Below are 12473 nucleotides of genomic sequence, written 5' to 3'. Positions count from 1 at the left end.
TTCTATACAAAAACAAACCGATTATGCGCTTTTTATATTTATTTTTTCTTTTTATATCCCTACAGACTACATCGGCTCAAAATCAATTTGTTGCTGATGACATGCCTTATAATACCGCTCTGAACAATGCCAAAGCGCAAGGAAAACCGGTTTTTCTAATGCTTTATGCCGATTGGTGTCCGCATTGTAATTTGATGAAAAAAGAAGTTTTTAGTGATCCTGCTGTGATCGATTTTCTAAAGAAGAATTATGTGTGTGTCTGGAAAAATATTGAAAAAGAAGAAGGAACTGCACTTAAGAATAAATTCAATACAAAATCGTTACCTTCCTTTTTATTTATAGACTCTGCCGCCGAAACCCTTTTGTATGCTTTAAAAGGCGAATTAAAAAAAGAGGTTTTTATGACAGAAGTAAATAATGCCTTAAATCCGAAATTGCAATTGCCTTATCTGGAAAAAGAATTTCTCGCTGATCCTTCTAATGTCGACAAATTTTTCAACTATCTGAACACGCTGAAAAAAGGAAAAGACCGTACTGACTTATCAATTCCAACACATGTTTATCTCCATACACAATCTGATGCGCAATTAATTAGTGAAACCAACTGGCGAGTGATTGCCAATGGGGTTACCGATATCAAATCGAGGGAATTTCAGTATGTATTAAGTCATAACAAGGAATTTGCTGCTGTGGCCTCCCAAAGTCGTATCGATCGAAAGATTGAAAATATAGTCACAGAATCACTTCGTCCGTATGTTGATAATTTAGACACTACAAACTATTACAAACAAAGAGAAATTGCAAAATCAATACGCTTGCAAAAAGTAGATTCACTGGTTTTTAAATTTGACTTAACTCTGGCAGAACGAACCGAAAAATGGCAATTTTACAAAAAAGTTACTCTTGAAAATACACAAAAGTTAGTCTGGAATGATGCCAGTTCTCTGAAAGATATCGGACAAATTTATTTAAAGCATATTTCGGATACCGAGAGTTTAAAAAAAGCAATCGAATGGATAAAACATGCTATTGAACTGAATGATTCTTACGATGGAAATCTACTTCTGGCAAGGCTCTATCAAAAAATAAAGGATAAGAAACTGGCCTTGCAATATGCTAAAGATGCCAAAGAAATCGCCAAAGAAATGAACTGGAACTCCAAAGAGGTTGATGCTTTACTGGTGGAACTAGGCAAACGTTAATCTTCTAAAAAACACATCGTATATACTCAAAAAACTATGAGCCTAAACCTTAGACCGGCAACAACAAATGATTTAGAAAAGATTCTGAATATTGTAAACCATTCGATTCTGCATACCACCGCAAACTACAGTTATGAAATTCAAACCCTTGAAGTTCAAACAAAATGGTTTGAAGACAAAAAAGCTAAAAATCTGCCCATAGTGATTGCCGAATTAGATGGCGAAGTAGTAGGATTTGGGAGTTACGGACAATTCCGTGAGAAAATTGGATATCAATATACCGTAGAACATTCTGTATATGTGGTAGATACTGTTATCGGAAAAGGTATTGGATCTCAGTTACTGTCAGAACTCATTCGTTTGGCTAAAGAACAGGGGTATCATGTTATGATTGGAGCTATTGATGCCGACAACGCCGGAAGTATTGCTTTTCATGAAAAATTTGGATTTGTCGCAACCGGAACACTTCGTGAGGTGGGATATAAATTTGATCATTGGCTCGATTTGGTTTTCATGCAATTAATATTGAAATAAACAGCTTTAGAAATACAAAATAAGAAACCCGCTAAAAAAATAGCGGGTTTTGTTATTGATCTAACAAAAGCTGAAAAGAAAAGGGCTGAAAGCCCAAAAAGCAACAGCATAGTGCGTAGTACTTTGAGTTAGATTAGGGGGTAAAATTGCCCTGAAAGGGCAAAAACAATCTTCATTCCCTATAAATCTCAATAAAAACCGTTCACAACTCTTAGAGAATCTCACACAAAATATGCAAGATGCATTTCTTTGCGATCAGGCTTTTGCCCTTTCAGGGCGTAACCCAATAATTGTTGTCCTCATTCATAGTGCTATGCACCATGCTATTGCTATAGCTCTTTCAGAGCATCAGTTTTCCAAAATTATCTCTTTCCTCTTTTTATAATAAGCGTGCCTTTCATTACCGTAACGGTTACCCCTTCGCAGGGCTTAAAGCCTGCTTCCTGTAACCAATTACCGCAAAGATGTATATAGGGAACAACTTTTGCAGGTGGTTTGTACATACACCTGGAACGTGACCTTCTATAAAATGGTTGAATCTTGATCCGACGAACAGATAATACATCGGGTGGTTTTTTAATTGCAGTGTTTACTGCAACGCGATTTGTTTTTTCTGTATAATGCATTTTCAGAAATTTTTAAATGGCTAAAAAAAATACGGTCTCAGCCTTTCCCGTTGCATTACACCTTTGAAGGGCAGTGGGCACATTAATGCTCCACACGGAGGTACTGAAACCGCGTATGTTTACTTATGGACATAAAAAATGCCCATAAAAATACTGGGCAAAATTTCCACCCTTCAAAAATGTAATGCACAGCAAAAGTACAAAATGAAAATGTATTGACCAACAACAAACAAAATGAGTCAGAACAATGTTCTTTGTCCTCCATTTACAAACAAAAAAATCCACAAAATTGAAAGTGAAATTTCAATTTTGTGGACTAGATTTATTGTTTTCTTCTTTTAACCTTTAATCCAGTTGATGACTTCCGGATCTGTTGGCAATGTTCTTGGCTTAATCACTTTTACCAACTCCCCTTTTTCGTTAATCAGGTATTTTTGAAAGTTCCATTCAACTTCAGAATCCTTCAAGCCATTTTTTGATTTTTGTGTTAAGAATTTGTACACTTCACACATATCACTTCCTTTTACAGAAACTTTATCCATCATTGGAAAAGTTACACCATAATTTTGCTGGCAGAATGTCTCAATCTCTTTATTTGTTCCAGGCTCCTGCTCGGCAAAATTATTAGCAGGAAAACCAACAATTACGAATCCTTTATCTTTATACTCCTTGTAAATTGCTTCAAGATCTTTGTATTGTGGAGTTAAACCGCATTTTGATGCCGTGTTAACAATCATCACTTTTTTTCCTTTTAGCGAAGCAAAATCAAAAGTGTCTCCTGATAAATCTTCTACTTTAAATTGATAAATGGTTTCTTTTGTCATAGGTTTATCCGTTTTAGATAATTTCTCTTTACTGGTTTGTGCCTGAATTTTAGTACCGAACAAAAGGGCAATACTACAAGCTATAAATACTACTTTTTTCATTGTTTATTTTTTTATAAAATTAGTTAAATTCTCTTCTCAAAATTCACTTTAAATTCTTTATTTTTTGCTAAACATACGTTAAATAAAAAATGAAGCCTAACGTTAATCAGACGTTAGGCTTCCCCCCATACAAACAAATCAAACCATGAATTAATTGTTATTCCCTTTTTATATCGTTATATTAAAAATAGTTGATGCCCCGGTTATAGTGCTCATACATTTCAAAATTCCAATCCCTCAGGCGTATCTTTTTTAACGGCTTTTATTTTTTATTCTGGGCAAGAGTTGGACTACCTTCATTTTTTTGGAAGTCCGAAGACATCAACTGATCTACTAATTCCTAAATAATGTATTATCGCTTATTACAAGCTCTGAATTCTTATGAACAAGTCCTTTACGGAAATCACTTTTACTGAATCCCGCCAGCGACAAAACTGTAGTCAAACCAACAATCAGTATTTTCAGTTTATTTAAGCTATTCATGACAAATAAATTTTTATTTATTAAGACTTACTTTACGATTTACTCTTTCTAAATATTAATTTTCATTACTAATTCTTAAAACAAAAGTGCTGTTAAAAAATTCCAATCTTCTTCATTTTCAAACTTTTGCTATTTACGACACTATAAATCCGATGTTATAATAGCATTTACGTAATTGGATTGCTTTTGGTTTTAAAAAAATCAAAAAAAAGTAATATTTTTTTCAAACCCCTTATTTTCCTAGGTTTAAGACTACTAAAAAAAATAAAAAATTCACAAAAAATAAATTATCTTTATCTCAGGTTAGACATAATGTCCCTTAAAATTTTGTTCCAACTTAAAATACTACACCTATGAGTCAAGAAGAATTATTAGTTTTAATTTACAAGAAAGACGAACGAGCTTTTACCCATTTGTACGATATGTACTCGAAAAGTTTGTTTTCTGTTATTAATGTTCTCATAAAAAACCGTGAAGAAGCCGAAGATGTTTTACAGGAAGTTTTTGTCAAAATCTGGAAAAACATCGATTCTTATAATGAGAGTAAAGGCCGATTTTATACCTGGATCCTTAATATTGCAAGGAATACCTCCATTGACAAGTTAAGATCCAAAAATTTTAATAACAGTCAAAAAAACCTTTCTTCAGATAATTTCGTAAATCTGTTAGACGACAGTAATAAACTCGTTAATAGAATTGATACTATTGGAATACAAGAGTTTGTAAAAAAATTAAAACCAAAATGTATCGAGATTATTGATTTATTATTTTTTAAAGGATATACCCAACAAGAAGCTTCAGAAGAATTGGCAATGCCATTGGGGACTATCAAGACGCAAAACAGAAACTGTATTAATGATCTAAGAAATTATCTAAAAATATAATGGAAGCAAAAGAGTATATAGAATCAGGAATTCTGGAACTATACGTTTACGGTTTATTGACCGAAACTGAAAATCTGGAAATAGCCGAACTGGCTAAGAAAAACCCGGAAGTTGATCAGGAAATTATTTCGATAGAAAAAGCTATTGTTGCTTTATCATCAAGTTTCTCTCCTTTTCACTCGGTAGCCAATTTTGAGAAGATAAAAGCCCGTTTAGAGCTGAAACACGGCAAAGTAGTCGACATGAAACCAGCTTCGAACTGGTCACAATATGTAGGCTGGGCTGCGGCAGTGTTACTGCTATTAGGCTTTGGATATCAAACTCTGGAATTGACAAAAACGAAAGAAGCTATTGCTACTGTTGGGACTGAGAAAAACAAAATTGAAAAAGATTACGCTTTCTTAGATCAGCAGAACAAGCAAACTGAAAAAAGTCTGACCATTGTAAGAGACATCAAAAACACAGGTGTAACACTTGGCGGGCAAGCCGTTTCTCCAAGTTCATTTGCAAAAGTGTACTGGAACAAAGACACAAAAACAACGTATATTGATGCTGCCGGTTTACCAAAACCTCCAAAAGGTATGGTATATCAGGTTTGGGCTTTAAAATTAAGTCCTGTACTAACTCCTACGAGTATTGGTTTATTGAGCGATTTTGAAGGAAACTCTCAAAAAATATTTGCTGTTAATCAAACTGATTCAGCAGAAGCTTTTGGAATCACTTTAGAGCCTGCCGGAGGAAGCCTGACGCCTACAATGGAACAATTGTATACTTTAGGGAAAGTTTAAAACATAACACATCTTATCACTTAAGAAACGCATATTCAATTTAATATGCGTTTTTTTATTACTTTCAATTAAAATAACTCGAAAAAAATATGAATGGAAATTTACTTTTAAGAACTGCAGTCGCTATTATTCTACTCACCCATTCTGTTTTCGGAATGTTTAATAACGGAATCAATGATTTTGGAAATCTATATTTAAATCAGATTGGCTTCGCTCCTTTTGGCGTTTTTCTGGCCTGGTCTATTAAACTATCCCATGTAGTAGCAGCCATTCTTCTGCTTAGTAACAAATACGTTAAACCGGCAGGTTTTGTCACTATTCTCATATTGATAATGGGAATAATCCTTGTTCATTTTCAGGAAGGCTGGTTTGTTGTAGGCGGTGGAAGAAACGGTGCCGAATATAATTTTTTACTCATTGTCGTGCTACTGGCAATTATGTATCCCAATGGCTTAAAAAAACAAAACTAAATACCTCCCGTTTAGACATAAAAAAAGATTCAGCTAAGCTGAATCTTTTTTTATTTATTATACTATTTACTATTTTTTCTTGCTTTTATAGTATTTACGGTATTTCGGATACGTTAAAGCTCCAATAACCGAAATGGTTCCTAACGAATACCAAATCCAGCTTAACGAATGTGCTTCTCCTGTGGCATACGAGTGTAAACCTACTAAGTGGAAGTTTACTCCATAATACGTGAACAATATTGACACAAAAGCGAACATGCTCATTAAATTAAAGAACCATTTTCCTCTAAGTGCCGGTACAAAACGAGCGTGAATTACAAAAGCATATACCATAATCGAGATTAAAGCCCATGTTTCTTTCGGGTCCCATCCCCAGTAACGTCCCCAACTTTCGTTGGCCCATTGTCCGCCCAGAAAGTTACCGATCGTTAACATGATTAAACCAATTGTAATGGACATCTCATTAATATAAGTGATCTCTTTTATATTTAAATCCATTTTAGCTTTGTTCTTTTCATTGGTAAAGAAAATCAATACCAAGGCTACAAAACCTAAAATCATTCCTAAGGCAAAAGGACCATAACTTCCTACAATTACTGCTACGTGGATCATCAACCAATACGAGTTCAATACCGGTTGCAAGTTTGCAATTTCAGGATCAATCCAGTTCATATAAGCTGCCATTACGATCATTGCAGTTACAAAAGCAGATGAAGCTACAGTAAGTTTCGATTTTCTGTCAAAAGCCAATCCGAAGAACATTGTTGCCCAGGCTACGTATATAATAGACTCGTAAGCATTACTCCATGGAGCGTGACCCGAGATGTACCAGCGTGCAATAAGCCCTAAAGTGTGCAGTGCAAACAATACTCCTACCAGAATATGAAAACCGTTGATCGTTACGCGAAGCCATTTCTTCTCCAAAAAGATATTTACAATAGTGAACATCAACATCAGGACGGAAACGGTAAGATACCAGTACGGTAATTTTTTGAAAATATCGTATTTGTTATAGGTTATTTCGGCATCAATTTTCTCCTCGCTTGGTCTTACTTTAGCACCAAATTTCTTTTGGAAACCATTAATACTCTCCACCAACTGATCGGCTGTTGTAAAGTTTTTAGAAATTGAGCCATTGTTTAATGCACTAAAATACATTGGCAGAATTTGCGTTACATAAGTCGAATCCATTCCTTTAAATCCTCCCTGTTGTCTTTCCAGATACGAAACCCATTTGTGATTTGGATCATTCGGAATAGGGAATATTTTCAGAATACTACCACTTAAAGCAGATTCCATCAGATTCACTCTTTTATCGGTATCTATAAAATCTTTCTCAAACTGATTTGGGTTTGCTGCTTTATAGGCTGCATCTAAAAATGGTGAAAGTTTATAATTTCCGTTAGCATCAAAAAATTGTACAAACGCAGCACGTTTAGCCTCTTTCTCTACTCCAATAATTTTACGAATACTGTCGTTTCCGGCTCTTAGATGAATCAAAGGAATTTGTATCCAAACCTGAGCATACTGTGTCATAGACAGGAATACCTGATCAGAATTCATTCCGTTGTACGTATCGCTCTGACTTACTTTTCTAAGTAATTCAGATGAAAAAGTATTCACCGGTTTCATTCTACCACCCGCATCCTGAATGATCAAACGTCCAAATTTAGCGGCATGCGCTTCCGGAGCTTTGTAAATGGTCAGTAAAGAATCTAACTGTTTCTGACTCGGTGGTGCGGTAACATGATTGGCATGATCGTTTGGATCTGTATTGTGATCGTGCTTGTGGCCCGGTGTGTGCACATGCGGAGCCTGAGCGAAACCACTTAAACCAATCATTAAAACTAAAATGGTAATTAGTTTTTCTTTTTTCTTTTTTACGCCTTCTAGTTTGCGTTTCAAATCGCCAAAACGGGAATGTTTGGTAAACATAATACCCATTAAGCCTATGTATAAAAGAAAATATCCTAAATAAGTAATATTAGTTCCCCAGAAATCGTGATTTACAGACAATACTGTTCCTTTTTCGTCCGGATCAAATGAAGATTGAAAAAATCGATATCCTTTGTGATCTAAAACGTGGTTCATATAAATATCAGCATTAAATGTTTCTGTTGAATCCTGAACGGTTACTTTACTTTCAAAAGAAGAATAGCTTTTTTCTGTTCCCGGATATTTTGTAGCGATAAAATCGTTTAATTTTATTTTGAAAGGCAAAACATACGCTTTACTTCCGTAGAACAAACTGTATTCGATTTTTCCAATTTTAACCGTCTGAGGCTCCCCTACACTTCCTTTAGATCCCAAAAGTCTAACTTGTTTTTCCTGTCCGTCAGCTTTAATTTTTACAATCAAAGCATCATGATGTGATTTTGCTTTGTAATCGTTATTCGACTCATAATCTACAACTCCTTTAACGGCAGGATCAGGAAATACAATTCTGATATCACCAATGCTATACAAAGAACGCATCATTAAAGGCTGTACATTATCTTTGCTTACCTTACCTTTTAACTGATCGGCCATTCGCATGAACTCTCCTTCAAAAGGGGTCTGAATCGTATATTTATCTCCTGTAGTATTGATGTTGATCGCACCGGCTGTTGGTTTGTTCAACGCAAATAATACGTTGTGAATGTTTTGTACTTCACCCTCTTTCAGAAAATGTTCTTCACGTCCTCCAGAACCGGCTTCCACCATTTTAAGGTATAACGTTCCAGTAGGATCTGGTTTTATAGTTTCTTTAGCTCCCATGATGTAATTCACATACGACACTTCAAAAGGAGTCTCATCGAATTTTCCGGAAAGCGTAAAATCATTATTGGTTACGGGTGAAAACAATAAGCTTTTGTCAAAAACTCTGCGTTTCATTTCTCCTTTATATTCGCCATCTGCAAAAACAGTTAAAAATGTTTTATCAGAGTAAACCTGATTCTCAGCAGCCCCTTCACGGATAGGCATCATTCCTTCATAACTAATATAACGCGTAATAAAAGCTCCTAAAAGAATAAAAATAAAGGCAAGGTGAAGTAATAAAGTGGCCCATTTTTCTTTTTTATGCAATTGATAACGTTTGATGTTTCCAAAGAAATTGATCAAAAAGAAGACCATTATCGCCTCAAACCACCAGGTGTTATAGATTAAAATTCGGGCTGTATCTGTGTTGTACTTACTTTCGATAAAAGTTCCAACACCCATTGCAATTGCGAATGTTAAAAAAAGAACGGCCATTAATCGTGTAGAAAACAAAAAAGAGAATATTTTTTTATCCATTTTTAAGGAATTACATTGTATAAAAGTGGCACAAAAATACTTAAAAATGTTGATTTGCAACGGCTGTAATTTGTTAATAAAAACCAAATATAAATTAGTAAATCAAATCATTCTTTTAAAAACTGTACGCTTAATTTTACAAATTCATAATCTAGTTTACGAATCTGTTTTTTTATGCCACAGATTACGGGATTAAAAAAGGACTTATTCGTTTAGCAAACTTCATTTAGAGCAGTACTTTTTAAATAAATCAACAGAATCATTGCAATCAGTATAATCTGTAGCTAAACTTTATTTTATTTTTTGTTCAATTTTAGAGAGACGTTCCGCTAGGGTTTTAAAAGATTTATTCTCTTCCTTAAGTACCTCAATCTCTTTTGACTGTTGAATGGAATACAAAGTCAACTCTTCAATTTTCTGCAAAAGCTTCGCATTCATTTCCCCCAGACTGATCCCGTTTTCCAAAACTTCTTTCTCACTAGGAATATTTTCTAAATGTCCTTTTTCTTTGATGTGTTTTTCAACTTCGGCAAGTGTGGGCAAATCATACTCTTTTTTAAACACAAAATCAGACCAGCCTTCCAAAGTAACTTTTACTTCTTTGGAGCGAATGGTACCATTTACATCTAATTTGTTTTGAGGAGTTGTTGTTCCAATACCAACATTACCATTGGGTAAAAAAGTCAAATATGTTTTGTCCCAATCTTTACCTATAAAACTATAAGTAAGAGTTGACACCCCATTATATACTCCTCCAAATGATCCAAAAACGATATAATTATTACTGTCATTTTCATTCACCACAGAAAAACTCCTTGCCCACCCACCAGTAACATTAGGGAAATTTGCTTTTATTTTTACTCCATAAGCCGGACCATCTGTACCTATTGAAACATTATTAAAATCTGTGTTCTGTGCGCTAATTTTAGCTACTAAAATCAAACATAAAAAAGCAAAAAGAGATTTTCTCATTATTTAGATTTTTTTCTGAGTTCATTAATTGTTTTTTCAAATTCCAGCTGTTTAACCTTCATTTGGTCATTCTCTTTCTTTATGTCAATCATATAAAGCGTCAACTCTTCTATCTTCTGTAAAAGTTTGGCATTCATTTCCCCTAGATTAATACCGTTTTCCAAAACTTCTTTCTCACTGGGAATATCTTCTAAATGTCCATTTTCTTTGATGTGTTTTTCGACTTCGGCTAACGTAGGTAAATCATACTCTTTTTTAAAGACAAAATCTGACCAGCCCAGCATATCAACCTTTACCTCCTGAGAATGAATAGTTCCTTTGACATCTAGTTTATTCTGTGGGATTGTGATACCAATACCAACATTTCCATTATCCATTATGGTGAATCGATTATTGCATAAACCAGATCCACAACTTAAATTATCATATGCCCAAAATTGCAAACTGTTTCCATAAGAGCCAGTCATGTTATAAATAGTCCATCTCTTAGCTATTGCTGGTGCAGTTTTTGAAGAATTTACCAAACTTAAATATACACCTGTATCACCAGAACCAGAACCTACAATCCCGCCATTAACAATCTGATCTCCAATAAAATTATTAGATCCTCTTGTTGCGAGTTCTACCCATCCAGAATTCCTTGGAGACGAATTTGTAGTAGCTAATTTTCTAAAAAATAATCTATCATTTTCCAAAAAAGAAGAGGCGATCTGCAATTGGTAATTATAATTAGAATTACCATGTCTAATGGCAAAAAAATGTTGCCAGCCATAAGGGTCTGGGGTCGCTCCTGCAGTAACATCCAGACCGCTATACGAGCCTGATAGCAACGGAACATTAAAATCGGTTATGATAGGTGCATAACCGTCCCCTAATTGCTGTCCAAAAGCAAGTGTTGTCGCAAGTAACAGACTAAAAGAAGTAATTATTTTTTTCATTATAATGTATTATTTATTTTCAAGATTTATTAATCTCTTCTTCAACTCTAAATTATCCGCCTTCATTTGGTCATTCTCTTTCTTTATGTCAATCATATAAAGTGTCAACTCCTCTATCTTCTGTAAAAGTTTGGCATTCATTTCCCCAAGATTAATACCGTTTTCCAAAACTTCTTTTTCACTGGGAATATTTTCTAAATGCCCTTTTTCTCTGATGTGTTTTTCAACTTCAGTTAAGGTGGGCAAATTATACTCTTTTTTAAAAACAAAATCTGACCAACCCAGCATATCAACCTTTACCTCCTGAGAATGAATAGTTCCTTTGACATCTAATTTGTTTTTTGGATTTATTTCGCCAATACCAACATTTCCACCAACTTTTATAAACAAACTGGAATTATGTTCACTGTCTCCGTAATTTGTTAAATATAAACCACTCGAAGTTTTATCTGTTTGATGAGACATATAACCTATATTTGAAGAATTACCTGCACTCATAGATTCCCCAATAGATATTGCTGTATATTTATAATTTTGATGATTTTTTCCACCAATAAAAGAGGAAACTACTTGATTCTGTAAATCATCAACAACCGCCAGTTTTGTGTTTGGATTTGTGATACCAATACCAACGTTGCCATTGTTTAGGATGTTAAAATAATCTTTTGTATTGTATCTTAAGCTAAACATATAATTACTAATTGCTGGATATCTTATCATAGTCCATTGTCCTATTCCTGTCCCGGAATCTCCAGGAACAGCTCCTAATGCAATACTAGAAAAATCACCTGTTGTAGAAGGCAATAATCTTAAATTTTCGTTATAATCACCGTTTGCAGTCTGAATTTTAATCGAACCATTAAAAAACTGATTTCCTGCAAAAGTATTAGTTCCTCTTGTTGCGAGTTCTACCCAGGAAGGATTTGAAGGATTTAAATCAGCTGCAATTTTTCTAAAAAACAATCTGTCATTTTGTGTAAATGAAGAAGCCAGCTGCAACTGATGATTGTTATTTGAATTGGCATGCCGAATCAGAAATAAATGACTCCACTTGTGTGTAAGGTCAGGAATTCCCCCAATCGCATCTAATCCACTATAAGCTCCGGAAGTTCTCGGAATTGTGTAATTATCGATTCCTGATGCATAACCATCACCTAATTGCTGGGAAAACCCAATTGCAGTAATTAAAAATGATATAATACCTATAATTCTTTTTTTCATTTTAACGTTTTAGTTTTAATAATTAATTCTATCCGGCCTGCAAATGTATATTAAATCATAACAAACTTTAGTAACTTTTTATTTACAATCGGAGCTTTTTCAATTTATCATTCCAAACCTTAAATCGATTTATAGTCTTAAATTAAAAGCTAA

At 34.3% G+C, this 12473-nt stretch carries 11 protein-coding genes; 5 read left to right on the top strand and 6 right to left on the bottom strand.

What is annotated here, in order from left to right; translation table 11 throughout:
- Positions 1-23 precede the first annotated feature (23 nt).
- Both BHE19_RS16250 and BHE19_RS16245 read left to right on the top strand, forming a co-directional pair.
- The gene (locus BHE19_RS16250; protein ID WP_070908000.1) at positions 24-1202 is read left to right on the top strand and encodes a thioredoxin family protein; all 1179 of its coding nucleotides are present in this window, start codon (positions 24-26) and stop codon (positions 1200-1202) included.
- A gap of 36 nt (positions 1203-1238) precedes the next feature.
- Positions 1239-1736 carry a GNAT family N-acetyltransferase gene (locus BHE19_RS16245; protein WP_070907999.1) on the top strand — a complete coding sequence of 166 codons (498 nt, stop codon included), beginning with the start codon at positions 1239-1241 and terminating at the stop codon, positions 1734-1736.
- 362 nt (positions 1737-2098) lie between these two features.
- On the opposite strand, the gene BHE19_RS16240 is transcribed toward BHE19_RS16245, so the two are convergent.
- Both BHE19_RS16240 and BHE19_RS16235 read right to left on the bottom strand, forming a co-directional pair.
- Positions 2099-2362 (bottom strand): SymE family type I addiction module toxin, encoded by a 264-nt coding sequence (locus BHE19_RS16240; protein WP_070907998.1) that lies wholly within the window; start codon positions 2360-2362, stop codon positions 2099-2101.
- Positions 2363-2700: 338 nt separating this feature from the next.
- Entirely contained in the window at positions 2701-3288 is a 588-nt protein-coding gene (locus BHE19_RS16235; RefSeq protein ID WP_070907997.1) for a glutathione peroxidase, read from the bottom strand.
- Between the two features lie 836 nt (positions 3289-4124).
- Here BHE19_RS16235 and BHE19_RS16230 point away from each other — a divergent pair.
- The 3 genes from BHE19_RS16230 to BHE19_RS16220 all read left to right on the top strand — a co-directional run bounded on the left by BHE19_RS16230 (position 4125) and on the right by BHE19_RS16220 (position 5913).
- Complete coding sequence (locus BHE19_RS16230) at positions 4125-4655, top strand: RNA polymerase sigma factor (protein ID WP_017498502.1); 531 nt, start codon at positions 4125-4127, stop codon at positions 4653-4655.
- A complete protein-coding gene (locus BHE19_RS16225) occupies positions 4655-5443 on the top strand; it encodes an anti-sigma factor (protein ID WP_017498501.1) in 789 nt (262 codons plus the stop codon). Before BHE19_RS16230 ends, BHE19_RS16225 begins: the two co-directional genes overlap by 1 nt.
- Positions 5444-5532: 89 nt before the next feature.
- Entirely contained in the window at positions 5533-5913 is a 381-nt protein-coding gene (locus BHE19_RS16220) for a DoxX family protein (RefSeq protein ID WP_070907996.1), read from the top strand.
- Positions 5914-5982: 69 nt separating this feature from the next.
- Here BHE19_RS16220 and ccsA read toward each other — a convergent pair whose 3' ends face one another.
- The 4 genes from ccsA to BHE19_RS22975 all read right to left on the bottom strand — a co-directional run bounded on the left by ccsA (position 5983) and on the right by BHE19_RS22975 (position 12320).
- Positions 5983-9189 (bottom strand): cytochrome c biogenesis protein CcsA, encoded by a 3207-nt coding sequence (gene ccsA / locus BHE19_RS16215; RefSeq protein WP_070907995.1) that lies wholly within the window; start codon positions 9187-9189, stop codon positions 5983-5985.
- Positions 9190-9480: 291 nt separating this feature from the next.
- A complete protein-coding gene (locus BHE19_RS22980; RefSeq protein ID WP_070907994.1) occupies positions 9481-10161 on the bottom strand; it encodes a hypothetical protein in 681 nt (226 codons plus the stop codon).
- On the bottom strand, positions 10161-11099 hold the full coding sequence (locus tag BHE19_RS16205; protein ID WP_070907993.1) for a hypothetical protein: 939 nt from the start codon (positions 11097-11099) through the stop codon (positions 10161-10163). The genes BHE19_RS22980 and BHE19_RS16205 overlap by 1 nt, the downstream gene beginning before the upstream one ends.
- Positions 11100-11108: 9 nt before the next feature.
- Positions 11109-12320, bottom strand: a complete 1212-nt coding sequence (locus tag BHE19_RS22975; RefSeq protein WP_070907992.1) for a hypothetical protein — start codon at positions 12318-12320, stop codon at positions 11109-11111.
- Positions 12321-12473 lie beyond the last annotated feature (153 nt).

The sequence above is a fragment of the Flavobacterium tructae genome, from assembly GCF_001853485.1.
Lineage (GTDB): Bacteria > Bacteroidota > Bacteroidia > Flavobacteriales > Flavobacteriaceae > Flavobacterium > Flavobacterium tructae.
The sequence above is the reverse complement of the archived record's forward strand: the minus strand, read 5'-3'. Positions and strand labels throughout refer to the sequence as shown.